Here is a 24,732-nt window from a genome sequence, read left to right as displayed (position 1 = left end):
GTAAAAAAACAGGCCCGCCCTCTTCCAAAACCCGGAAAAGGGACGGCCTGTTTTCAGCAATCACTTATGGCCCCCTTATTTTGACATGTCTGATTCACAGATCGGGCAGGTAAAATCCCACTCCGCCCAGCATACATTACACATAGTCACGCCACAGTCACAGCTTTTGGCATCTGTGACAGGTGTCTTTTGTTTACAAACCCGGCACCAGTAATAGGCTGTAACAGTCCACCCGGATTTACGCTGTTCTCTGATAGGTTCTGCGGTCTCACCAAATGATATCTCTTCAGTCTCGACAGGTTTGGTGATAATGTGCAGAGAAGGGCTGTCAGGCTCTTGAGATGCCTGTCGGTTTTCATCGGTCTGCAGTTTTTGTATTCCCTGTATTTGCATACCGTTTCCTCCTCGTTATTTTTTTACCTTTCAAACCATGCTCCTCACTCAGCCGGCCACCCGGGCAATTCCTGCTGCCTGCGGTCTCGGCAGCAAGCCGGCTTTTTCTGCAATTGACGGTACAATTTCCTCCCAGCCAACAGCCATTATGTGTACTCCACTGACACCCTTGATCTTCCTGATATGCTTTATCTGCTCCACACATATTTCCACAGCCTCGGCCTGCTGATCCTCTGCATTTTTAAGCCTGGTAACCATTTCATCCGGAACGATCATGCCGGAAACGTTTTTCTGCATATAGGCGGCCACTTTTGCCGATTTGACGGGCATTACCCCTGCCATTATGTAGGCCCGTTCGTGCAGACCGCGTTCCCTGACCAGTTCCATCCATCTCTCAAAACGCTCCAGGTCAAATATTATCTGTGTCTGGAAAAACTGAGCCCCGGCATTGATTTTCTTTTCCATTCGATAGACCCTGACTTCAAACGGGTCGGCAAAGGGGTTTGCCACTGCCCCGATAAAGAACCGGGGCTCATCTTTTTTAATTGCCTCACCACAGGCAAACACCTTTTCATCTTTCATCCTTTTAACCATCCTGATCAACTGGATGGAATCTACATCAAATACGTTTGCCGCGGTGGGGTGGTTTCCGAAGGACTGGTGGTCACCTGTTAGACAGAGCATGTTTTTCATACCCAGGCTGTAGGCTCCCAGAAGATCACTCTGGATGGCAATCCTGTTCCGGTCCCGGCAGGTCATCTGAATAATCGGTTCCCCGCCGGCCTTAAGGACGTGCATCCCCGCCGCAATACTGGACAGACGCACAATTGCTGTCTGGTTATCTGTCAGGTTGGTAGCGTCACAATAACCCTTCAGGTGTTCGGCGTGTTTCCTTATCCCTTCGCCATTAGCCGACTTGGGTGGACCGATTTCACCGGTAACCACGAACTCACCCTGTTCAAAAAGTGTCTGCAGACGTGATTTATTCTCACTCACTTATCATCACATCCTCTCTGATCAGTTTGCGCGGCCCGCCGTCCCTGGCTTTGGACCAGTCTTTCTCCGGCTCAATTTCCATAAGCCAATCCATCCGCCCCAGGGCGGCCATCCGCTTATATATCTGGTCCCAGATACAGTCAGCATCCTTGACCTCGCACTTGCCGTTTTGTGACCCTCCACAGGGCCCGTTTAATATCCTCTTGGAACACCGGGCCACCGGACAGACACCCCCGGTTTTGTAAAGGATACATTCCCCGCACAATCCGCAGCGTTCTTCCCAAATACCGTGTTTCACCGAACCGCCGGCACTCTTGGTATTTAATGCGGGAATCACCCATTTATCAGGGAAACGTTCCGCCACAAACTGGACCCCTACGCCACAGGCCATGGAAATAATGCACTCAGCCTCTTCGGCCAGTTTCTCGATTTGGTCCAGATATTCCCACTCACACTGACGGGTTACAGTTTCCTCCAGTGTAATAAGCGGCCGGTCTCCCTGTTTCCGCAGCATCCGGAGAGATGCTGCCAGGACACCTACTTCTTTCTCCCCGCCCGCCAAACACACGGTAACACATTCATTACACCCGAGCAGCAGCACTTTATCAAAATTGGCCGTCATTTTGGCAATTTCCTCAAATGGTTTTTGTTCGGCAATAATCACAGGTCATCACCTCTTTCCCTATTGTTGACCGGCAGCTGGTTCAGCTTCACAGTTCAGTTGGCTGGGTTCAACTTTACGGTTCAGGGGGCTGGGGCCGAGCTTTTTAATCCGTTCGTGCATTTCATGGGCAATTTCCGCAAACCTCGGGCCCATGGAACCTGACAGGTTATACATCTCCACCCTGTCGCCGCCGATGCCCACATCATCAAGAATTTTCTTGACCTGAGCCACCCTCAGCTTGGCCCGGTAGTTGCCTTTCAGGAAGTGGCAGTCACCTTCCAGGCATCCGGCCACATATACTCCGTCAGCGCCATCCTCAAAAGCCTGCAGGATGAGCTGGATATCGATTCTGCCGGAACAGGGCTGTTCAATCATTCTTACTGTCGGAGGGTACTGGAGGCGCATGGAGCCTGCCAGGTCAGCCGCTGAGTATGCGCAGTAATAACAGCAGAAGGCAACTATTTTTGGCTGGAAATCACGCATCAAAACACACCCTCTTTCCATTAGTCTTTGTTCAGTAAACCATGTCTGTTCTAAACCACTCCATGTATCTTCTCAATCATCTGGTCATCTTTATAATGCAGCAGCTGCAGCGCCTTACCGGGACATTCCCCTACACACGTGCCACAGCCATGACACTGGACCGGGTCGATCTCAGCAACCATATCCCTGTTGATTACCGGGACCCCGTAAGGGCAAACCCTGACACAGGTAAGGCAGGCCGCACAACGCTCGGGTTTGACAACTGCTGCCACTACCCCGCCAACCATCAGGTGCGGCTGAGCCAGGATGGTGCATGCTCTGGCCACGGCGCCCTGAGCCTGGTAAATACATTCAGCCACATTTTTGGGGGAATGGGCCAGCCCACAGAGGAACAGTCCTGCTGAAGGGAAATCCATGGGCCCCAGCTTGGCGTGGGTCTCTACAAAGAACCCATCCTCATTCCGCGGCACCTTCAGCATCGTTCCCAGGGCATCCGAACCCGCCGCAGGACCGATTCCAGTTGCCAGGACGACCAGGTCAGGGGTAAGGGGTAAGACATATCCGGAATCAGGGTCATAAACCTCTATTTTCAGGCTGCCATCCTGCTGTGGGACCACTTCCGGCCTGCCGGCCCCGGTATAATGGACAAAACAGACTCCCATTTCCCGGGCCCGCTTATAGTACTGTTCATAGAAACCGTAGGTCCTGATATCCCTGTACAGGATGTAAACCCTGGCAGCAGGGTTTTCCTCCTTGATCCGGATGGCGTTCTTCACAGACTGGGTACAGCAGGTCCGGCTGCAGTATTTGAGAACCTCCTCATCACCTGCGGAAGCGCACTGGATGAAAACTGCCTCTTTTATCTTCCGCGGGTCTGTGATCCCGTTACTGAGGTTAGCCTCAAGATCCCTGACTGTAATAATGCAGTCATTACTGCCATAGGCATATTTTTCATCAGGAGCGGTTTCCCGGCCTCCGGTGGCCACGATGACGACACCGTGTTCAATCCTGAAGGTGTTCCTTACCGGGCTTTCACCGCTTTTGCCCTGAGAAACAGTTGATGTGAAATGCCCCTGGTGGCCGCTCAGTTCCTCCAGTTCGGCATTGGTATATATATGAATCAGCGGGTTATCACTGACCCTGGCAATAGTATTTTTCAGGAATTCCTGCAGGTCTCTCCCCTCGGGAGTAATCTGCAGATATCTCAGGTTACCGCCCAGGTACTCCTCCCGTTCCACCAGATAAGACTCAAAACCCTGGTCTGCCAGGCTTAAGGCAGCTGTCATTCCTGAAATACCACCCCCAAGTATCAGCCCCTTGGGGACAACAGGGACTGGATGCAGGTGCAGTTCTTCGTGGGTCTGCACCTTCCTTACAGCCATCCTGACCAGATCCTTGGCTTTTTCGGTGGCTTCTGCCGGGAATCCCCGGTGGACCCAGGAACACTGGTCCCTGATATTGGCCATTTCAAACAGGAACTGGTTCAGCCCGGCATCCCTGAGGGCCTCCCGGAACAGGGGCTGGTGGGTGCGGATGGTACAGGAAGCAACAACCACCCTGTTAAGGTTTTGTTCGCTGATGGTTTTCTTTATCAGGTTAACAGTATCCTGAGAACAGGTATAGAGGTTCTCCTCGGCGTAGGCCACATTAGGCAGGCTGCGGGTATATTCCAGGACTGCCGGCACATCTACCACTGAGGCAATGTTGATCCCACAGCGGCAGATAAAGACACCGACCCGCGGCTGTTCTCCGCTGACACTTCGCTCCGGAGGGTATTTCTTGGTTCTGACCATTTTCCCCCGCGACGGGGCCATATCAATAGCCGCAGATGCCGCGGCAGCGCTGGCATTCATCACTGTTTCGGGAATATCCCGGGGGCCCTGGAAGCCTCCGGCAACATAGATTCCGCTTTTGGATGACCTGGTCGGGTCCAGGGGGTCGGTCCAGGCGAAACCATACTCATTGATTCTGATGCCTGTTGCTCCGGCCAGTTTTTCCGCATCTGCCGGAGGCCTGACGCCGATTGCCAGGACAACCATCTGAAACTCTTCAGTAACAAGCTCCCCATTTTGCATGTATTTGAGGGAGAGGTTCCCGGTCTCCGGGTCCTCCTTAACCGATGATATCATTGCCCTCACATAGCGCACACCGGAATTAACCGCAGAATTGACATATTTGTCAAAGTTCTTTCCATATGACCTCATATCCAGATAGAAGATGGCAGGTTCAATATTGGCATCGTGTTCTTTGGCAATAATAGCCTCTTTGGTGGAATACATGCAGCAAATGGAGGAACAGTACTCCGAACCACGCTCACAGTCCCGGGAACCCACACACTGGATAAAGGCAACCTTTTTAGGGGGTGTATGATCAGAAGGCCTGACAACATGGCCCTGTGACGGTCCGGTGGAACTGAGCAGCCGTTCAAAGTCCATTGATGTAATCACATTTTTATAATAACCGTATCCGTATTCTCCCCTGAGCCGGGCATCATAGAGATCAAAACCGGGGGCCAGAATAACAGAACCGACGGCAACTGTTTCCTCACTCCCTCTGTCTTCGTGGAGAACGGCATTTTTCTTACAGGCCGAGACACACTGGAAACACTCACAGCACACACCGCAGTTCAGGCATCTCCCGGCCTCTGCCATGGCCATTTCCGAGGTATATGCCAGGACAACCTCCTGGAAGGTCTGTTTGCGCTCCGCAATGCCTATCCTGTCAGGAACTATCCGCGCCTTTTTGGGGATATTGACCAGTTCTGCAGGGGATTTGACAGCTTCGGGAAGCCTTTCCCCTGGGCCTCTGTCCTCCCTGAGGCCACTCCCGTTAATATACCGGTCAATGGATTCGGCAGCCTCTTTCCCTGCCGCCGCGGCTTCTATGAGGGTTGCCGGTCCGGTAACAGCATCACCGCCGGCAAATACACCGGGAATATTGGTTTCCAGGGTAACCTGGTCAATCCTGATATTCCTTTTGTTCCTGGCAACTGAATGATCATGTTCGGCAAAGAATGACTCCGCAGGAGCCTGGCTGACCGCAATAATGATATCATCAAGGCCCAGGATAAATTCCGAACCATTGACCGGAACAGGCCGCCTGCGGCCCGAGGCATCCGGTTCTCCCATCTCGTTACGGATGAATTTTACTGTCTCTACCTCGCTGTCGCCCAGTATCTCTACCGGTGACACGTAAAACATGAAGTTGATGCCCTCTTCCCTGGCTTCGTGGATTTCTTCGGGAAGGGCTGTCATATCTTCCTCGGCACGCCGGTACATTATGGTAACTTCTTTAGCGCCGAGCCTGAGGGCGGTCCTGGCAGCATCCATGGCCGTATTCCCCCCGCCGACAACCGCTACCCGGCGGCCAATCTTATTTCTTTCACCAAGACTGACCTCTCTGAGGAAGGCCACACCGTGGTGCACCAACTCTTTATCCTCACCGGGAATACCCAGCCTGTCGGGCTGGTGGGCCCCAATCCCGAGGAATACCGCCTTGTAGCCCTGGTCAAACAGCATATTTACGGAAAGATCTTTCCCGATAGGGGTATTTGTCCTGATTTCCACACCCTGCTTGGTTATCAGATCGATTTCAGCATCCACCAGGTGTTTCGGCAGCCTGTATTCAGGGATACCTACCCGCATCATGCCCCCAACAACGGGAAGGGCCTCAAAAACGGTAACCCCGTAGCCCCTGCGGGCCAGGTGATAGGCACATGCCAGTCCTGCCGGACCGGAACCCACAATAGCTATTTTCTCATCCCGTCCTTCGGCGGTCTCCAGGCTTACTTCATCAAGATGGTCAAGCATATAGTGTCCCACAAAACGCTTAATCCGGCTTATCGCCACAGGCTCATCAACCTTACCCCTCTGGCACGCGGCCTCACAGGGGTGGTGGCAGACCGTGCCGCAGATAATGGGAAACGGTATTTCTTCCCTGATAAGTTCCCAGGCTTCTTTAAACTTGCCCTGGGCAGCGAGGGCTACATAACCATGGACATTTATCCCTGAAGGACACGCATTCCGGCACGGTGAGGTCCCGGCCTTTTCAATCAGATACCTGTTGGGGACGGCCTGGGGAAACATCCGGTGAACAGCCTTGCGTTCACTTTTCCCCTCATTAAACCGGTCAGGTACGGAAACGGGGCACACCTGTTCACAGTCTCCACATGCCGTACACTCATTTACATCCACGTACCGGGGCGCCCCCTTAAGGTTGACCTTGAAGTTTCCGGCCTCTCCCGATACCTTGGTAACATCGGTACAGGTATGTATCTCAATATTCTGGTGATTCAGGACATCTGTCATCTTGGGCCCCAGAAGGCACATGGAACATTCATTGGTGGGAAATGTCTTGTCAAGCTGGGCCATTTTGCCTCCTATGGAGGGCTGGTTAGTAACCAGGTGAACCATATAGCCGCCATTGGCCAGGTCCAGAGAAGCCTGCATTCCGGCGATCCCGCCGCCGACCACCATAGAAGCTCCGATAACGTTTTTCTCTTTCATTAGATCTCACCACCCGTCTTTTATATCAATTCACGGCTCTTGAGAACAGGCCTGGGGTCTATGATGTGTTTCCCCAGCCAGCGGTCCTGGCCGGGGATCCCCATCGCTGTGGCAATCAACTCGGTAAAATAGACGATAGGCATCCCCGGTCCCGTCTGCCTGGTATCAACATTTGCCTGGCACAGCGGACATGCGGTGACCATGGCTTCAGCCCCGGCTTTACGGGCCTGTTTGACCAGTTCACCTGTCAGGTCGGTAACTACATCAGACCTGGCAATGGCAAAACTGCCGCCACAGCAGTCCATCTTATAGGACCAGGGCCTGACCTCGGCGCCCAGGATTTCCAGCAGCCGGTCAAGCATCTGTGGCTGCTCCGGGTCATCAAAGGCCACATCTGCAGCAGGCCTGAGCATGAGACACCCATAATACGGAACCACCTTCAGGCCATTTAAGGGCTGAACGACCCGGCTCCGCAGTTCTGCCTGTACTTCTTCCTGTCCAAAAAACTCCAGGAGGTGCATAATCCTGAGTTTACCTTCATACCTTTTTCCCATCACTGAGGCAACCTTGCTGTTTACATCCATAGCCCCTGAAGAGCCCCGGCTGATAAATCCGTGAGTCTGGCGACAGACATTGTAACACCCGGTACAGGGCACCACCAGGTCCAGACCGGCGCCTTCAGCAAGAATAAGGTTTCGTAACGGGAGGGCTTTTGCCAGGAACTCGCTGGTTGAATGGGCGGGAGTAGCGCCACAGCAGTTCCAGTCCGGAACTTCGGCCAGGTCTATGTTCATTTCGCGGCACACGGCTTCAGTGGATCTGCCGTAATCAGCTGCAGTCGAGTGTAACGAACACCCCGGATAATAACCTACTTTCACTTGACCTCCCCACCTTTCCTGAAAATGGCCTTAACCTGGTCCATGTTTTTGACTCTTTGGGGCAGAAACTTCAGCTTGCCCCGCTTCAGCATCTCGATACCAAGGCCCATATCCTCCGTATAGGTGCCGGTCCTGATTTTGTAAAGGCCAATCATTCCCAGGTCATAGAGTCTGCCGGTCATTTTAACTGAATCCATAAATGAGCGGTAAAAAGCAGGAATCCGTTTCTCCCCGGGCAGCCTGCCCTCTTTGAGCACCATGGCCTTAAGAACATCAATTACTGCCGAGGTGTCTATCCCATTGGGGCAGCGTGCCTGGCAAGTCTTGCAGGATAAACAGAGCCAGAGGCGATTGCTGTTGAGGACCTTTTCGGCATCTCCCAGCTGGACCATCCTGATCAGGGCGCTGGTGCTTAGGTCTGCCACGGTTCCCACCGGACATCCGGAAGAACACTTCTTACACTGGTAACAACGGCTGACCGGCTGTTGGCTTTCTTTCTCAATAAGCCTCAGAAAATTCTCCGAAGGCTGAAATACTCTGCTTTCGGCCAAATTGCTGCCTTCCATGTTGGCCCTCCTTTCTTTTCCCTTTTGCCATATAGTTAATGCAAATACCTTGCCAAAAAGATAATTATCTTACCGATATTCCCAGAATACTTCTGCCAGGGTAATATTTACATATTGTGGTATCTGAATTCAGTGGATTTCTATTAAAAAAGCTAAATTTATCCGTAATTTTTTTTCACGGGCCAATACCGTAGCTGTCCCACGCTGTTTCACGTTGTATCACAAACGTCCGAGCTTGTGTCAATGTTGTATCACATATGTCCCACTTTTGTTTCACTGTGTCAGGTGTCTCAAAGGGTCTGATTAAATCAAAAAACACCGGCCTGTTAAAACCAGTGTTTTTGGTCAGATATCTTTTTTTCCTGCGGGTATTTCTGTCATATGATCCCCCCTTAGTCCCGGCAGGGGCCTGGTTATTTTGGGATATCATCCCACTGCAGCGTCACATATCGGGCACGTTGCCTCCCATTCTTCCCAGCAGGTGATACACATGATCATACCACAATCACACGTTCTGGTCTCGGCAGCCGGAGTCTTTTCCTTGCAGGTCCGACACCAAAAATGGGTAGTGGCAAAGCCAACATAGCTGCGCTCATGTACGATTACTTCCACAGGCTTCTTAACCAGTTTAAGGTTTTTCTTTTGCTCCTCTAAATGTTCAAAATGTGCAGGGTCATCGATTAAATAAGTATCTCTCAGTACACACATGTTAAATCCCCCTTTTTTTTGGTTTGCATTTTTGTTTTTTTCATTTGCCATTATATACATGCAAAAACAATGCCAGCTTTAAACAGTAAAGGACAGGCCTGCCAGGGGTACACAGTATTAACTATGTTCGACGGTATAATTATAGTAAATTGTCAATTCTCAAATTAAAATTTGGTCCATTTAGAATAAATAGAGTAGAATTATCAAATTAATCCAGTAACCAGTGCTAGAATTATCATAATGTAACGTATTGGGGGCCACCCTGGGGCCATCCCTGGGGCCAGCCCCCAAGATGCACTAGCGAATTGATAACTCAATTCGCACAATCCCGGTATGGTATAGGAAACATCTTTCACCCAACAGAGGCTGAGGAGATGTATTGCCCGAATTCTCCTTTGCCTCTACGATTTAGCCACCAAAGATTTGTGGATTATGACCTATACCCAGTTTGCCGGACACACATGAGTTAGGTATTATAACCATTGTCCAGAAGCCATATGGGTAACAGATATCAGCTATATAGACACTTCTCAGGGTTGGCTCTATTTGGCAACCGTTAAAGATATATTTACAAAAGATATTGTTGGATGGGCTACCGCAGATCACATGAGAACAGAACTTTGTATCAAGGCGCTCGAAAGTGCAATCAGGAGGTATCGACCACCAAGAGGACTCATTCATCACTCCGATCGAGGCGTGCAAGTGCGACAAGAAGTCGCTTGATATATTGCCGAAAGGCTACCCCATCCATTCGGGGTAACTCTATTGTGACTAGCGTGGATGGTAACGTCCGGGTTAGAAAGCTATGGAGAACGTAAAGTGAATCACTGTAGGAATCGTTACGCTGGAGGAAGCGAAATAGGCTGAAACGCTTCGACCAAAATGGTAAGGAGTCAAAACCGCAAGGGAAAGAAACAGAATAAAGGGCAGAAGAAAAGGATAAAAAGCAAACGCTACTTTTGTAATTAAAGAAGATAGGGGTTCAAACTTTGCCCTAACTCGAAAGGGTGCTGACTTATCCTATAGTATTTCTTGGCAGGAACGGACGGTAAACTTATGAATTTTAGTAACTCAACGACGGATAAAACCGAGATGCTAAAGGACAAAAACACACTAGCTGACCAACGGGCATCCATTTATTGGACGCAGGTGAATAGGCTACAAGCCAGAATTGCCAAGGCAACAGTGAAGGGCGACAAGAACAAAGTTAAAAGATTACAATACTTATTAACACATTCATTCTATGCCAAAGCCTATGCGGTAAAGAAAGTAACATCGAATAAGGGAAGAACACCTCTGGGGTAGACAAAAAGTTATGGTCAACTTCAGCTTCAAAGATGAAGGCAGTATCGGCGCTTACGGACAAACACTACAGAGCAAAACCACTTAGACGAGTTTACATTGAAAAGAAGGGCAAAAACAAGAAACGACCGCTGGGAATCCCCACCATGTACAACAGAAGCATGCAGACGTTGTATGCTCTAGCACTGTAACCAGTAGCTGAAACTACGGGAGACCACATATCTTTTGGTTTTCGTAAGGGAAGAAGTGCCAAAGATGCCTGTGAGCAGATATTTTGTGTACTGGCGAGAAAATGCTCTCCGACATGGATTTTAGAAGGAGATATCAAAGGCTGTTTTGACAACATTAACCATGGCTGGTTACAAGAAAATATTCCTATGGACAAAAGAATAATGAAGCAATTCTTAAAATCAGGGTTCATATATGAAGGCAAATTATTTCCTACAGACACAGGTTCACCACAAGGGGGAGCTATTTCAAGCCTATATGCAAATATAACATTAGATGGCCTTGAAAAACTAATTCAAGATAAATAAATGCTCATATAATTCAAGATTTTTTCTCAAATTATAATATAATTGTAATCGGCTGGGAAAAATTTGTTGCGGGGTGGTGTTTTTGCAACAAATTTTTCCAACCACAGTCAGTACTATGACGAATTCGTCATAGTACCGATAACGGGAAAATATATCGTAGTATGCAGTTGGCGGTTGTGTGTGCCGGGCTGGGCTGTTCTTTGATTCACGCCCAACCATTTACTCCTAATTCAAAAGTTTATGGAAAGCAACTGATAATGTAAACCAAACCTTAAAAAACTTAGTAAATACAAGCCTAGTTCGTGATTTACTTTACATTATCATGTCACCTGTCATTTATTGAAACCTTTTAGCCAATCCAGTAAACCATCATTTTTATGCCATAACGGTTCTTCAGCAGGAGTCACATCCGTATAAGCCTTTTCAATTGCGTCCCGTTTCTGCTTCGAATCCACTTTGGCATAAATCTCTGTTACCTGAACAGAACAATGACCAAGGATGTCCCTTATATATACTAGGTTTACCCCTTCCTGAAGCAGATGCATTGCTTTCGAATGTCTTAGACAATGGCATGTAAGCACTTCCGGAATCAATGCATGATCCCTGTCCCGTGCCATATCCTTATACTTAGCCAGGATATAATTGACCCCAGCCCTTGTCAGTTTTTCTTTTCTCTTATTAAAAAACAGAGGATATACGTTTGCAGATAGTTCCAGGAGGCCCTGTTCCTTCATATATCGTTTTAAAATCTGCACTGTCGGCTCCATCAATGGAACAATCCTTGATTTATTACCTTTACCAATCAGTTTGACCGTATATGGTTTGTCAAACCTGACCTGTGATGGTGTCAGGTCAATCATTTCCTGCACTCTGGCTCCTGTATCATACATAAGGGTCGGTAATGCTAAATCGCGACGGCCAGTCTTCGTTTTCTGATCCGGCATTTCCAGAAGTAGCTTAATTCCATCAAGGGTAAGGTAATTGATTGTTTTCTTTTCCGTCTTTTTAACCGGTATAGAAAGGATTCTTTGCCATTCCAGTAGGTTGTCAGGATTCTGGTACTGCAGGTACTGGAAAAAGGAATGCAGTGCGGCCAGACGCACGTTCCGTGTCGCAGTACAAGAATTACGTTCATTTTCCGTCCAATCCAGATATTCAACCACCAGATCTTTAGTAACCATATTAAGGGTAAGGCGGTCTGCAGGAATGTTTTTTGTGTCTTTCAGGAAGCTAAGGAAAAGGATGAATGTATCTCTGTAGGAAGCAATGGTATGTTTACTGGCACCTTTTTCTCCAGGAAGGTATTTCGTCAGGAAACCCGTAAGATAATATGAAAAGTCTGTAGGTTTCATGGTAACTTCACCTCTGGAAATATGTATGAACAGAGGCTGTTTACTTCCTGGATTAATTCTGGATACATTTCCGAGGTAAGCCGAACATATTGATCCGTCGCTTCGAGGGATCGATGCCCAAGGTACTTAGAAAGGATAGGAAGGGAATAGTATAGATCCAGTCCTTTCCTGGACATTTCCGCCAAGGAATGTACACTGAACGAATGTCTCAGGTCGTGTACCCTAGGACCCATACCCCTGCCACCATGAGAGATGCCCGCCTTCGATAGGATTCTCCGGAACCATTTATATAAGGTATCTGATGCATATCGCTGACCACTCTTCTGCGGAAAAAAATATTCTCCACGATTGTTTACCGACAAATAACGCTTAGTGTAAAGGACACACACATCAGTCAGCGAACCAGAAAGTGGTAGCATCCTATCCTGACCGTTCTTTGATTCACGAATAATGATATATCCTTCACTCAAGTTGACATCCCGACATTTAAGGGAAAGCGCTTCATTAATCCTTAACCCACAGCCATAAATCATGCGGAAGACAACGGGAAGCACATATTTAATAGGTGAATGTCTATGGACTTCGATGGTATCACAGGCAGCAAAAAAAGAATTAAGCTCTTCCTGTGAGAAGATATATGGTGTAAAAGTCGAATGATAGGCTTTAAGTTGTTTGGGGATGTATGACTGATATCCCAGGTGGTTCAGGTAGATAGAAAAATTAATGAGGTCATTGACCCGTTTGTACCTTGTAACATCAGATTCATTTGGGCGCTTCTCTGCCCACAGGGCAGCTAGTTCCTTTGTCACCCCGACAGTGGTTGCGCCCTTTTCAATGCAAAAACGGTCAAACATTTTAAAGGTATATATGTTCTTTAATTCATAGCCCATGTTCCGTTTAAAAGCTATGTACTGTTCCAGAAAATAACCGTTTGCTCCGTAAAATTCCACCTTTAGACCACCTCCCTAAAATGAGGTGAATTTATCGGCGAAACTTCCAATGAGCATTGGCGTAGGGATTCCAAATCAATCCGGAGATAGGTCTTTGTACTTTCTGTATTGGTATGACCCAGTACTTCCGAAATTACCGGAAGTGGTGTCTTTTTCTCCAGCAGGAAACCGGCAAGGCTGTGACGTAATGCATGTGGGCCATGTTTTTTCTCGCTGATGTTGCTGATACCTGCCTGCTTCAGATAAAAGGATACGATGCTGTGGAGTGTTGGTTCTTCCAGCCTATCATAAGGCTGCCATGCACGGATGAATATATAAGGCAGATCCGATTCTGGTCTACCATACCTGAGATAATCAATAATTGCGTTCCCAATTTCAACCAAAAGGGGAAGCTCAATCTTTTCCCTTGTTTTTTTCTGAACCAGAATAAGTGAATTTGTTTCCCAGTGGATATTTTCAAACTTAAGTCTGCAGATGTCAGAAGCCCGTAACCCAAGCCTTGCAGCCAGAAGTATCATTGCTACGTCTCTTTTTCCCTTAGGACTGCTTCTATCTACGGCGCTTATCAGGCGTTCAACTTCGTCTTTCGTATAAGTCGTCGGGAGATTTGATTCCTTTCTATAGCTGCTTTTTGGTACGAGATAAGAAAAATCAATTTCTAAATATCGATTATCATATAAGTATCTCAGAAAAGTTCTTAACGAACAGAGCATACAGTGGATGGTGGCTTTAGAATAGAAACCAAGCCCGTTAACAAAACCTAGGATATGCTGACTGTCCAAATCTGATACGCAAAGCACCTTGTTTACATTGAGATAGTCTAAAAATCTGTGAAGATAAAGCCTATTATTTGCCAGAGTATCTTCTGACACTTCTTGTGATTTTCTGTAAACAAGAAAGTCCAGAATAAGTTTCCCTATTTCCCCGTTAAACTCATAAGATTTCGAAACAGACCTGAACTTAGTGACCCCGGTGGTCTGATACTCGGAAAGGACGTTAGCACTGCGGATCGTATCCTTTTCTCGTCTACAGAGTTCTTCATAAGAGCCTGTACCTAATATGCTCGTGATAAATGCGTCTCCGACCATCGGTTCATAGAATTTAATGGAATGCTTTAGCATGAATTCATTAAGCAATTTCCATCCGTTCCGAAATATTCTCATCTTTGCGGTAGAGTATGAAAGATTTTTGAAATACTCCTCAATTTTAGTTGTGAGTTCTGTAAGTGTCTGTTGCTTTTCATTTACCAATCCTCAAACCTCCCAATGTTTATTAGGCAATGTGCCTCTTAATAAAACATTGGGTGATAATGTAAAGTAAAACAATAAAAATGTGCTGGTATTCCGGGAATTTTGTTGATTTACTTTGCATTATCGTTTACTTTCCATAACCGGTTTAATGTAAAGCTTTACATTAAAAAGGTAAAATTGAGATATTTTTCCATACCGTGCGTCAAAGGTTTTTATCAAGGATAAATCCTACCACCATTAACAGCCTTAACGAGCTAAATTTACGCTTCTGGCAATGGCTGGAGGAAGATTATCATCGCAAGATTCATAGCTCTATTAAAATGACACCAATTGATTTTTATATGTCTCACACAATCAGACCGAGTTAATCCGAAGACTAAATCAAGTGATTAGAGGTTGGACCAACTATCACAGACATGTTGTAGCAAGCCAAGCCTTTTCTTACATCAACAACACACTACATCTTTTATTGCAACAATGGGCAAAACACCGACATCCCAACAAAAATAAATGGTGGAGAATGAACAAGTATTGGCATGAAAAGAATGGAAAGAGATGGTTGTTCTCGACGGATGATAATAGCCTTATAAACCTAAGAAGAATAAATATCATCCGACACCCTAAATTGCAGATTTCTAAAAATCCCTTCATACATGAAGCGTATTTTGTGAAAAGGAAAATTAAATTAAAATCACTTGTTGCCGCCAGAAATGGTAAAGAAATGCTTGAGCCGTATGAGCGGGAAACTCTCACGTACGGTTCTTAGACGAGGGAAATGGAGTAATCCCTTTTCTTTAGTCGATTATTGTAGCAAAGACTACCAGAAAGTCCTCAGGAAACATGGAATGCTTTGCAGCATGAGCCGCAAGGGTAATTGCTACGATAATGCTTGTGCGGAAACATTTTTTAGTACGATAAAATGTGAAATGCTATATCTCAAGAAATATGAAACACGCGAAGAAGCCCACCGGGACATATTCTGGTATATTGAAACATTTTATAACCGTAAGAGGAGATATCAGTCTCTCGGGTACATGACACCTGCAGAATTCAGGCGTATGTATGACCAAAAAACCGCGGCATAAAGCCACTAGCCATGGGGGCTGTCAAGAGCGGAGCGTTAGCGGAGTTCATCGAAGGCGTCAGCCGGAGACCCTTTACAGCCAGACCATACCTAGAACCCTTGAAACGGGCTGGCGATGCCACTTTATGGCATCGCCGGTTTACCTATAAAAATTAGGGGAAATACGTAAATTCAAGCAATTGTGAGATTTTAGGAGAATAGCTAACTCTACAGTGTCCGTTTTATCGGGAAAGTCTCACTCGAAATCTTTCTCGACGAATAAACACCAGTAACGTAAGCATATAGTAGAATTTTGATTATAGTCTTTATACTTTTTACTCATGCTTATATATTTCTACATAAGTCACCAAAACCCCTTCCCGTCTATTACCATATATTGGATTCTTCATTAATTCTCGGACAGACTCCTAGACCGCTTCAATAATTATAGCTTTACCCATCCCGCCACCAACACAAAGTGTCGCCAGGCCATACCGTAAATTTCTACGCTTCAGCTCATAAAGAAGAGTTACCACTATGCGGGCCCCTGTACAGCCTATGGGATGTCCAAGGCCCACCCCGCTACCATTAACATTGACGACAGACCGATTTAAGCCCAGCATTTTTTCCACAGCCAGGTATTGGGCTGCGAAGGCCTCGTTAACTTCCCACAAATCTATATCACCTATAGTCAGGTTGGCTTTTTGGAGTGCTTTTTTCACAGCAGGTACCGGCCCATAGCCCATCAATTCAGGCTCGACCCCGGCTACGGCGTATGACACTATTCTAGCCAGGGGCTTGGCATTCAATTCCCTGACCTTTCGCTCCGAAGCTAATACCACTGCGGCGGCGCCATCATTTATGCCGGAGCTGTTGCCTGCTGTCACGGTGCCGTTTTCGCAAAAGGCCGGTCGTAATTTAGCTAGGTCTGCCATAGACAAACCATCTTTTGGACGTTCATCCGTATCTATCACTCTTCCATTTTTTTTCACGGTAATAGTCACCGGCACAACCTCGTCTTTAAACCGACCGCTTTTGATTGCTGCTATGGCTTTCTGATGGCTTCTCAGGGCTATGGCGTCCTGCTCTTCTCTGGTTATATCATATTTTATAGCCAAATTTTCCGCCGTTTGTCCCATCATGATATGATTTGTGGGGTCACATAACACTTCCCAAACAGAGTCCCGCACTTCCCCATGTTGCAGGCGCTGGCCCCAGCGGGCATTTTTTAGGGAATATGGGGAAGAACTCATACACTCCACCCCGCCGGCTGCCACCAGGTCTGAATCACCTAACCGGATCTGTTGAATTCCCGATACAATTGCCTGCATACCTGAACTGCACTGCCTTTGAATAGTATACCCTGTCACTTCTTTCGGGAAACCGGCTTTTAATAATACTACTCTGGCAACATTAGGCTCATCTGTCCTTTGAATACAGTTCCCCAGGATGACCTCGTCAAATTCGCTTTTATTTACTCCTGCTCTGGCCACAGCCTCTTTTACGGGATACAGGGCCAGTTCATTAGGCAGCAGTTCTTTGAAGGCGCCACCAAAATCCCCAATCGGTGTTCGACTGCCTGATAAAATTAATACATCCTCCATTATGCTCTACTCCTTACACCTATAATCTATCAGCATTGGCTTACCTGCCTTTAAAGACGGGCGGTCGCTTAGAAAGAAACGCCTTGGCTCCTTCCTTTTGGTCCTCTGTACCGCAGATAGCGCTAAAAAGCTCTGCTTCCAATAACAGCCCTTTTTCCAATGTAGTTTCCAAGCCTCCGTCGATTGCCTTTTTGGCAGCCCTTACAGCCAAAGGTCCCCTAGTCATTATCCTTTTTGCTACTATCATGGCCTCTGCAAGCGCCTGCCCCGCCGGAACCAGCTTTTCAACCAACCCGATGTGCAAGGCTTCTTCCGCTTTAACCGGGTCACCCGTTAAAATCATTGCCATCGCCCGGCCCTGACCTATTAATCTGGGCAACCGTTGTGTTCCGCCATATCCCGGTATGACTCCCAGGTTTACCTCCGGCAGCCCGATAAAAGCGTTTTCACTGGCGATCCTGATATCACAAGCCAGGACTAACTCACAACCTCCCCCCAGAGAAGGCCCATTGATAGCTGCAATTACCGGCTGGCTCAGAGTTGTTATCTTAGAAATTATTTTTTGCCCATCAAGTACCCAGTCCCTTCCAGATAAGGAATCCAGAGTTAGAAATTGATTAATATCGGCCCCGGCCACAAAAGCCCTCTCGCCAAAGCCGGTGATTATTACTACCTGTATAGAGCTGCTAGCTAAGATCCCATCCAAAAATATATTAAGTTCAGTCATAACCGGTTTACTTAGGGCATTAACGGGCGGATTATTAATAGTGATTACCGCTATCCCATCATTAATGTCGCAAATTACCGACTTTGTTTTCACTATGGGTTCCTCTCTTTCCGCGGGCAGGTTAGTTGGTCTGCAGTTCAGGGAGGGATAGGTATAAATCCAGGGCTTCCGGGTTAGCTAAAGCATCCCTGTTATCCACACTTTGATTATGGATAATGCTGCGGACCGCGATTTCAACCTTCTTCCCACTAAGGGTATAAGGAATGTCCTTAATCTCAATAATCTTGGCCGGGACGTGACGCGGGGTGGTGTTTTCACGAATCGCGGCCTTAATTTTCTTGATCAAATCTACAGTTAGCGTTACCCCTGTCGCTAGCTTTACAAACAGGATGACACGCACATCATTATCCCAGTCCTGGCCTACTACCAGGGAGTCCGCGATTTCCGGCAGGGATTCTGCCTGGCGGTAAATTTCCGCAGTCCCAATCCGCACCCCGCCCGGGTTCAGCGTTGCATCTGAACGCCCATAAATGACAACTCCACCCGATTCATTGATTTCGATATAGTCACCATGCCTCCAGACATTGGGGAACACGTCGAAATAGGCCTTCCGGTATTTCCAATCATCCGGATCTTGCCAGAAGTAAATTGGCATGGAGGGGAAGGATGCGGTACAAACTAACTCTCCCTTTTGGTTTAGGACAGAGTTACCCTGCAGGTCAAAGCTTTCAACCTTCATGCCCAGACCCCGGCATTGGAGTTCTCCCGCGTAAACCGGCCCGATAGGGTTACCGAGGGCAAAACAGGAGATGATATCAGTGCCGCCCGATATTGACGACAGGCACAGATCCCGCTTAATGTCCCGGTAAACAAACTCAAAGCTTTCTACCGAAAGAGGTGACCCGGTCGATAGAATGGCCTTTAATCTGCTTAAATCATATTCCTGCCCCGGCTTCAACCCCGCCTTTTCTACTGCCGACAAGTATTTGGCGCTGGTCCCAAAGACAGTAACTCCTTCGTCCTGGGCCATTTTCCAGAGAGTATCCGCATTGGGATAAAAAGGCGAGCCGTCATATAGCACCAAGGTGGCCCCTACGGCCAGGGAGCTGGCCAGCCAGTTCCACATCATCCAGCCGCAGGTGGTGAAATAGAAGATAATATCTTCTCGCTTTAGATCTGTGTGCAGAATCAGTTCCTTTAAGTGCTGGATCAGGGTGCCGCCGGCACCGTGGACGATACATTTGGGGACACCTGTGGTGCCGGAAGAATACATGATGTAGACAGGGTGATCGAAGGGAAGTTGGGCAAACTCTATCTCCAGTCCTTCCTCCCCGAACACGAAATCCTCAAAAAGGGCCGTTTTGGGCAGCGCGCTGATGTCGGGTGCCTGCCCGGTGAAGGGGATCACAACTACATGCTCAATAGACGGAATTTGCTCAATGATTCCTGCCACCCGCTCCAGGCAATCCAATCGCTTACCATTGTAATAATAGCCGTCGGCGGCGAACAGTACTTTAGGCTGGATCTGTCCAAATCTATCCAAGACTCCCTGAATACCGAAATCCGGAGAACAAGAAGACCAGACAGCCCCAATGCTGGTTGCCGCCAGCATGGCAATTACCGTTTCAGCAGTATTGGGGATAAAGCCTGCCACCCGGTCGCCAGCCGCAACTCCTTTTCCCCTTAAGGATTTAGCTAAACGAGCCACTTGCTCGTAAAGAACGGCATAACTTATTCTTACCGGTCCGCTTTTTTCATTCCTCGAAATTATGGCTGTCCTGTCATCCCGGAATCGCAGCAGGTTTTCCGCAAAGTTCAGCCGTGAACCTGGAAACCACACGAATTCCAACATATCCGAAAAATTTTCCACCACTTGATCGGGATTTCGGGAGGCCTTAACCTCCCCAAATTCCCACATAGACTCCCAAAACAACGGTGCGCTGTCGACAGACCAACGATACAGTTCATTAAAGGTGGTAAAATTCTGTCCATATTTTGAATTCACAAATTGAATAAAACGGAACATGTTACTGTGTTCAATTCTTTCTTTCCCAGGCTGCCACAGCAGCTTTCTCATTTCATTTCAGCCTCCTTTAAACAGCAGAATTAATATGCAGTCGGCTGCTAGCTCTTCTTGCTGCGGGCCAGGGAACGAGCCATCCGCTCAAGCTTGAAAATGGTGGTGAATTCTGCATTTTTACTGATCCAAAGGTCTTTGGACATGATCGCCTGGGTTAAGGAGCCGCGGTAGGTAATCCCGTTAACGAGGGTTGCGGGATCTGCCAGCACCATCGTGAAATCAGGGGAGGCGGGTATCTCCTCTTTGATTTCAAAAACACCGTCCCTAATGCTGATGGAGAAGCTGCCCCCGGTTGTTTTCACTAGCACATCCCTGTACCAGTTGGCAATATCCTTTTGCGCCCGCTCGCAGGTATTCATCTCTTCGGCGACCTGTCTCAGTTCAGCTAGGGCAGCTTTAAAACTGTCCCCATCTGCGGCGGTAGCGGTGGGGAGCTCCGGCTCAACAACAGTGTCCCAGTCTATTTCGGACTCTAGCAGACCCTTTTTGGCGACCTGCTCGGGGGTTAGCTCTGAGGCGGGGACACAGAAAAAGTCAGTGATGGCCCCTTCGCGGTTATCGCGCCATACTACCTTCATCCTAGTGCCTTTGGTGACGATGCCAGGAACCAGGATGCCTTTGGTTGTATAGAAGTTAACGGATACAGCGGTGTCAGCGCCATCCAATACCAACCGGCCGCGCCCAAAGGGAACCTGCTTTTGGAAGAGGGCGTTGGCGAAGTAAGTGATCGGGGGAGTTGAGAGCATTACGCCCATATCTGCGGCCTCTATGGTTTCCATCTCTACAAAATCGCAGTCCGGACAGCGGGTCATGATTACCGGTACACGAACCATCCCGCACTTGGGGCATCTAGTGCCCAGGATCTTTTTCTCATCCCGTAAAGCCAGGAAGAAAGCTGATAACTCCCCCATCGAACGTTTGTAGAACGTAAACATAGCATCATTTACAATCAGGTAATCCTGGTTGTCTTGGGACACTTTCTCGGTCCCCACTTCCGGTATCATGTCTAAAGAGATAACTCTATTATTCACATTCTTTCCCTCCCCTTTATTATCCCTGGTTCTCCAGGATAGTCACTACACCGTACTGGGCTATTGTGCTCCCTGTCCCATGCACCGCAGCCTTGCGCATACCGCGCTTGATCAGCTCCCGCCTGGCGGACCAGACGGACATAATGTTACTGGCGCCGACGGCATGACCGCAATATATTAGCCCACCGCAGGGGTTGACCAGCAGCTTGCCTCCCGGGAGCATGATTCCGTCTTCAATTAAGGCATTGGCATTTCCTATCGGGACAAATCCCATCTCGGCAAGGGTAATTGCCAATTGAGGGACAAAGGCGTCATGGACTTCCACTATATCAATTTCTGCCAGGGGATCTTTGATGCCCGCCATCTCATAAGCCCTTTGGGCCGCGATGTGATCAGACATGATGCGGGGCATCACCTTTTGGTTCTTACCGGCGAAGGAGTGTTCATTTGATTCACCCATCCCAGTGACCCAGATCACCGGCTGGCCCATGTTTCTGGCGATTGCCTCGGCAGTCTTTTCTTCAGCTACAATCACACCGGCGGCCCCTTCGGAGTATACACAAACTTCAAGTTCCTTGAAGGGGTGGACTACTATTCTTGAGTTCATTACTTCCTCCGGGGTTACCTGGTCAAACTGCCGCTGAGCAAATTCGTTCGTCCTAACCTGTTCGCTCAATTGGGCCGATATACGGGCAGTTACTTCAGGTTTCAAATCATTTGGATACTCGTCCTTGTAAGCCAAAACTACTTCTGCATAACTGTCCGCCGCCGTCCAGCCCAGTTTCTGCTCGAAAAAGCTGTCCCCTGACCAGCCAATTGTCTTAATGACCTCCGGGGTGGCCGACATAGACTGGAAATCAAAGCAATCCGTGGCCTTTTCAACCCCAAGCACTAATAGAGCTTTAAACCTTCCGGAAGCCACATAAGCGTGAGCAGCCGATATAGCATATGCGCCAGTGGCGCCGCCGCAGGAAACACGCATCCCAAACTTATTTTGCAGACCGATAATCCCCTGCAACGGGTGTTCCGGGATGCAGGTCCGCTCGAAAATATCGTTGTAGATCCCGTAAATTACACCGTCAATATCATTAATCGACATACCGGCATCCTTAAGTGTATTGGCTGTGGCCATCTGTGCCAATTCGTAATATGTCTTTTCAACCCATTTGCCTTTGAACGGTGTCACCCCTGCTCCTACAATACCTACTTTTTTGGACATAAAAATCACCTCTCTGATAATTTTTATACTACTTACCCTGAAACACCGGCTTCTGGTAACAGTTTTATTTAATTTCTCATGCGATACAAACTTGTTCACCAGACCAATACGGCGTAGTTCCTCCCTATTATCGCAGTGTTTCTCCAAATTTTAATAATCCCCGCATTCAGTTCCATGCGTATTTAGCATGAAACTGAATGTAGGCTTGCTACCTCAGCATTGGGATTATTTAGGCTCTGTTCTGTGTCGATTAAGATATGACTGGTACTTTGGCGGCATTCCCGGTCCAGGATCAACAGTTACTCCATAAAACGGTATCGGGTATCTTATCCCCGACCGCTCGGTTCTTTCAAGTCCTTCCATAAGTTTCGCAATATAGTGCTTTGGAAGGGCTATTACTAATTCATCCTCCATTACCCCGCCAAACCTTCGTTCACCAAAACAAGGGATTGCCAGCGACGGCTTTTGACTTAAGTAACATTGCGCAATAGAATCAGCACAGGCTGTTTCTCCTACCGCGTAAAAAGTCATACGCTCATACTTGTTCCATTGTAATCCGGCTATCAATCTTATCATTTGGGCGGGGGTCCCATAGACAAGAATAATATCGGGGTCGAAACGCTCTTTAACTAAAGGAGAGATTGCCGCAGCAGAGTATCTCCCTGGTTTTATCCGGGGCATTTGGTCCATATGCTTTTTAGCATCCTCAACGGTCTCAAACCAAACTTCATGCAGCATTTCCCCCTGCAATGCTCCCGGTGGCATTTCACACAGGCCAATTACCGCCGCACAGTTAGGTACTCCCAGGTCAGCTTTGGTAAACCCCAAAGTCCAACCATAAGTTCTGGATGCGGTTAGCAATTGGCACATTGTCCCTTGCCAGTGAGGTTTTCTGACTCCTTTTATCTTAGCTAATTCCTGTTCGCTCTCAAACACCTTAAAAGCAAGGGCAGGAGTTCGCAATTTTAAATACTCATTAAGTAACCTATGAATTGTCGCACCATCCAATTTTTTCACCGCCCCTCATGAATACTACTGGATCTTAAAGTATGTCTGAATATAGCCTATGCTGCTGATTGGGGAAATCCTTTTCCCTCTGCATTTTTCTGCTGCAGCATTTTTTCGTGCCCGGAAATCGCCAGTGAAATAAAACTTCCGACAAAGGTAACTAAAGCAATGATTCCAAAACCCCAGTAAAAGGATTTTGTTGCGTCAAAAACATACCCTAACATAACCGGAGCGATAATAGCGCCTACAGTGCCAATGCCGCTCATGATGCCCCCGGCTGTAGCCGACAACTTACGGGAAAAAAGCTCCATAGGCAGCGGCCACCATTGCCCTACCGCTCCACAGGTAAAGAACATGGAAATTGCAAAGGCCGTAACCATAATTGCGTTATTAGAGCTGCCAATAGCCACCATCACCAAAGGTGGGGACAATAACTGAAATAAGAATATTAAAGGTATTCGCCGGCCCTTTAAAAAGTGGTCAGTGATAAACCCTCCGCACATCAGGCCAATAGCACCCATCAAGAAAGGAAAAGCTGATAAGTAGCCGGATTTTAGTACCGTGAAACCTTTTTCGCTAACCAGGTAGCCGGGAAGCCATGTCAGGTTAGCCCACCACATTGATATTGCTGTAAAATACCCTATCGAAATAAGCCAAAGGTAAGGATCCTTTAACAGGCCGAATATTTCCGCCCTGGTAGCTACTTCACCGGCAGTATGAGCCTTATTCAATCTTTCTTTTTCCAGGGTAGATTCGATCATTTCTAATTCTTCCCGCGAAATACGCCGGTGTTCCTTCGGACTGTCTTTCATTACTGTAAGAAGGACAGCAATGATAACAAAACCAAAGGCAGTGAAGATATAAAACAAAGTGCGCCAGCCATATGCCTTGATCATAAGCCCGGAAACCGGTGCCCCAATTGCCATCCCAATCAGAGTGGCAGCAATCCACGAGGCCTGGGACCTACCACGCTCGTTAGGGAGCATCCAGTTAGATATAATCTTAGTGTTATAAACAGGCATAAATCCTTCGGCAGACCCAAAAATAAACCTGCTGAGGTAAAATAAACCAAAACTGGTTATCTGGGTGAACCACGCAGTTGAAAGTGACCATACAGCAATTGCAAACATTAGAAATTTTGTCGGGGCGAAACGGTCCATGATAGCCCCGCCAATAACATTAAATATCAAGTAACCGGGAAACATTGCGCCCAGAATTAATCCCATTTGAGTAGCTGAAAAATTATATTCTTTCATAATGGGCGCCGCTGCGACAGAGAGATTAACACGGTCAATATAGGCTAGAAAACCTATTAAACAGACACCAATTACCATAACCCACCGGAGATTTTTCATTTTGTTCCCTCCTTTTTCAAATTTCTGCCGTTTGACTCTAAACTATTTTTTCTAAAAACCCC

General features: G+C 47.6%; 20 protein-coding genes and 4 pseudogenes. 6 read left to right on the top strand and 18 right to left on the bottom strand.

Features of this window, described 5'->3' with window-relative positions; translation table 11 throughout:
- Nucleotides 1-75: 75 nt before the first annotated feature.
- From Ga0451573_RS08500 to Ga0451573_RS08465, 8 genes are all read right to left on the bottom strand, one after another.
- Nucleotides 76-393: a hypothetical protein gene (locus tag Ga0451573_RS08500; protein WP_231683459.1), complete on the bottom strand. Its 318-nt coding sequence runs from the start codon at nucleotides 391-393 to the stop codon at nucleotides 76-78.
- A gap of 48 nt (nucleotides 394-441) precedes the next feature.
- Nucleotides 442-1,389, bottom strand: a complete 948-nt coding sequence (locus Ga0451573_RS08495) for a methylenetetrahydrofolate reductase (protein ID WP_231683458.1) — start codon at nucleotides 1,387-1,389, stop codon at nucleotides 442-444.
- The gene (locus tag Ga0451573_RS08490; protein ID WP_231683457.1) at nucleotides 1,382-2,053 is read right to left on the bottom strand and encodes a methylenetetrahydrofolate reductase C-terminal domain-containing protein; all 672 of its coding nucleotides are present in this window, start codon (nucleotides 2,051-2,053) and stop codon (nucleotides 1,382-1,384) included. The genes Ga0451573_RS08495 and Ga0451573_RS08490 overlap by 8 nt, the downstream gene beginning before the upstream one ends.
- Before the next feature lie 18 nt (nucleotides 2,054-2,071).
- Complete coding sequence (locus Ga0451573_RS08485; protein WP_231683456.1) at nucleotides 2,072-2,536, bottom strand: hydrogenase iron-sulfur subunit; 465 nt, start codon at nucleotides 2,534-2,536, stop codon at nucleotides 2,072-2,074.
- Between the two features lie 50 nt (nucleotides 2,537-2,586).
- Complete coding sequence (locus Ga0451573_RS08480) at nucleotides 2,587-7,041, bottom strand: FAD-dependent oxidoreductase (protein WP_231683455.1); 4,455 nt, start codon at nucleotides 7,039-7,041, stop codon at nucleotides 2,587-2,589.
- 20 nt (nucleotides 7,042-7,061) lie between these two features.
- Complete coding sequence (locus Ga0451573_RS20055; RefSeq protein ID WP_231683454.1) at nucleotides 7,062-7,919, bottom strand: CoB--CoM heterodisulfide reductase iron-sulfur subunit B family protein; 858 nt, start codon at nucleotides 7,917-7,919, stop codon at nucleotides 7,062-7,064.
- Nucleotides 7,916-8,485, bottom strand: coding sequence for a 4Fe-4S dicluster domain-containing protein (locus Ga0451573_RS08470; RefSeq protein WP_231683453.1), 570 nt, complete (start codon nucleotides 8,483-8,485; stop codon nucleotides 7,916-7,918). The genes Ga0451573_RS20055 and Ga0451573_RS08470 overlap by 4 nt, the downstream gene beginning before the upstream one ends.
- A 426-nt stretch (nucleotides 8,486-8,911) precedes the next feature.
- Nucleotides 8,912-9,193, bottom strand: coding sequence for a hypothetical protein (locus Ga0451573_RS08465; RefSeq protein ID WP_231683452.1), 282 nt, complete (start codon nucleotides 9,191-9,193; stop codon nucleotides 8,912-8,914).
- 492 nt (nucleotides 9,194-9,685) lie between these two features.
- On the opposite strand from Ga0451573_RS08465, the pseudogene Ga0451573_RS08460 reads away from it, so the two are divergent.
- The 3 genes and pseudogenes from Ga0451573_RS08460 to Ga0451573_RS20045 all read left to right on the top strand — a co-directional run.
- Nucleotides 9,686-9,916, top strand: a pseudogene (locus tag Ga0451573_RS08460) (DDE-type integrase/transposase/recombinase); the annotation flags it as partial.
- Between the two features lie 333 nt (nucleotides 9,917-10,249).
- On the top strand, nucleotides 10,250-10,498 hold the full coding sequence (locus tag Ga0451573_RS20050) for a reverse transcriptase N-terminal domain-containing protein (RefSeq protein WP_331459400.1): 249 nt from the start codon (nucleotides 10,250-10,252) through the stop codon (nucleotides 10,496-10,498).
- A gap of 215 nt (nucleotides 10,499-10,713) precedes the next feature.
- Nucleotides 10,714-11,031, top strand: coding sequence for a reverse transcriptase domain-containing protein (locus Ga0451573_RS20045; RefSeq protein WP_331459407.1), 318 nt, complete (start codon nucleotides 10,714-10,716; stop codon nucleotides 11,029-11,031).
- Between the two features lie 332 nt (nucleotides 11,032-11,363).
- On the opposite strand, the gene Ga0451573_RS08450 is transcribed toward Ga0451573_RS20045, so the two are convergent.
- From Ga0451573_RS08450 to Ga0451573_RS08440, 3 genes are read right to left on the bottom strand one after another with little or no spacing between them, the layout of a single operon-like run.
- Complete coding sequence (locus tag Ga0451573_RS08450; RefSeq protein ID WP_231683451.1) at nucleotides 11,364-12,383, bottom strand: site-specific integrase; 1,020 nt, start codon at nucleotides 12,381-12,383, stop codon at nucleotides 11,364-11,366.
- Nucleotides 12,380-13,333 (bottom strand): tyrosine-type recombinase/integrase, encoded by a 954-nt coding sequence (locus tag Ga0451573_RS08445; protein ID WP_231683450.1) that lies wholly within the window; start codon nucleotides 13,331-13,333, stop codon nucleotides 12,380-12,382. Before Ga0451573_RS08445 ends, Ga0451573_RS08450 begins: the two co-directional genes overlap by 4 nt.
- A 2-nt stretch (nucleotides 13,334-13,335) precedes the next feature.
- The gene (locus tag Ga0451573_RS08440) at nucleotides 13,336-14,583 is read right to left on the bottom strand and encodes a site-specific integrase (RefSeq protein ID WP_231683449.1); all 1,248 of its coding nucleotides are present in this window, start codon (nucleotides 14,581-14,583) and stop codon (nucleotides 13,336-13,338) included.
- Between the two features lie 167 nt (nucleotides 14,584-14,750).
- Between Ga0451573_RS08440 and Ga0451573_RS08435 the strand changes: the two are divergent.
- The 3 pseudogenes from Ga0451573_RS08435 to Ga0451573_RS08425 all read left to right on the top strand — a co-directional run.
- A pseudogene (locus tag Ga0451573_RS08435) lies at nucleotides 14,751-14,930 on the top strand (IS481 family transposase); the annotation flags it as partial.
- 14 nt (nucleotides 14,931-14,944) lie between these two features.
- Nucleotides 14,945-15,349 (top strand): annotated as a pseudogene (locus Ga0451573_RS08430) (group II intron maturase-specific domain-containing protein); the annotation flags it as partial.
- 37 nt (nucleotides 15,350-15,386) lie between these two features.
- Nucleotides 15,387-15,668: pseudogene (locus tag Ga0451573_RS08425) on the top strand (IS3 family transposase); the annotation flags it as partial.
- Nucleotides 15,669-16,074: 406 nt separating this feature from the next.
- On the opposite strand, the gene Ga0451573_RS08420 reads toward Ga0451573_RS08425, so the two are convergent.
- The 7 genes from Ga0451573_RS08420 to Ga0451573_RS08390 all read right to left on the bottom strand — a co-directional run bounded on the left by Ga0451573_RS08420 (nucleotide 16,075) and on the right by Ga0451573_RS08390 (nucleotide 24,670).
- A complete protein-coding gene (locus Ga0451573_RS08420; protein WP_231683447.1) occupies nucleotides 16,075-17,250 on the bottom strand; it encodes a thiolase family protein in 1,176 nt (391 codons plus the stop codon).
- A gap of 40 nt (nucleotides 17,251-17,290) precedes the next feature.
- The gene (locus tag Ga0451573_RS08415) at nucleotides 17,291-18,070 is read right to left on the bottom strand and encodes an enoyl-CoA hydratase/isomerase family protein (RefSeq protein WP_231683446.1); all 780 of its coding nucleotides are present in this window, start codon (nucleotides 18,068-18,070) and stop codon (nucleotides 17,291-17,293) included.
- A gap of 28 nt (nucleotides 18,071-18,098) precedes the next feature.
- Nucleotides 18,099-20,054, bottom strand: coding sequence for an acetoacetate--CoA ligase (locus Ga0451573_RS08410; RefSeq protein WP_231683445.1), 1,956 nt, complete (start codon nucleotides 20,052-20,054; stop codon nucleotides 18,099-18,101).
- Nucleotides 20,055-20,101: 47 nt separating this feature from the next.
- Entirely contained in the window at nucleotides 20,102-21,034 is a 933-nt protein-coding gene (locus Ga0451573_RS08405) for a zinc ribbon domain-containing protein (RefSeq protein WP_231683444.1), read from the bottom strand.
- 73 nt (nucleotides 21,035-21,107) lie between these two features.
- Nucleotides 21,108-22,307: a thiolase family protein gene (locus Ga0451573_RS08400; RefSeq protein ID WP_231683443.1), complete on the bottom strand. Its 1,200-nt coding sequence runs from the start codon at nucleotides 22,305-22,307 to the stop codon at nucleotides 21,108-21,110.
- A 225-nt stretch (nucleotides 22,308-22,532) separates the two neighbouring features.
- Nucleotides 22,533-23,315 carry a DUF169 domain-containing protein gene (locus Ga0451573_RS08395; protein ID WP_231683442.1) on the bottom strand — a complete coding sequence of 261 codons (783 nt, stop codon included), beginning with the start codon at nucleotides 23,313-23,315 and terminating at the stop codon, nucleotides 22,533-22,535.
- Nucleotides 23,316-23,371: 56 nt separating this feature from the next.
- Nucleotides 23,372-24,670 carry an MFS transporter gene (locus Ga0451573_RS08390; RefSeq protein ID WP_231683441.1) on the bottom strand — a complete coding sequence of 433 codons (1,299 nt, stop codon included), beginning with the start codon at nucleotides 24,668-24,670 and terminating at the stop codon, nucleotides 23,372-23,374.
- Nucleotides 24,671-24,732 lie beyond the last annotated feature (62 nt).

The organism is Phosphitispora fastidiosa, assembly GCF_019008365.1.
Lineage (GTDB): Bacteria > Bacillota > Thermincolia > Thermincolales > UBA2595 > Phosphitispora > Phosphitispora fastidiosa.
Note: the sequence above shows the minus strand (reverse complement) of the source record. Positions and strands in the feature narration are given on the sequence as shown.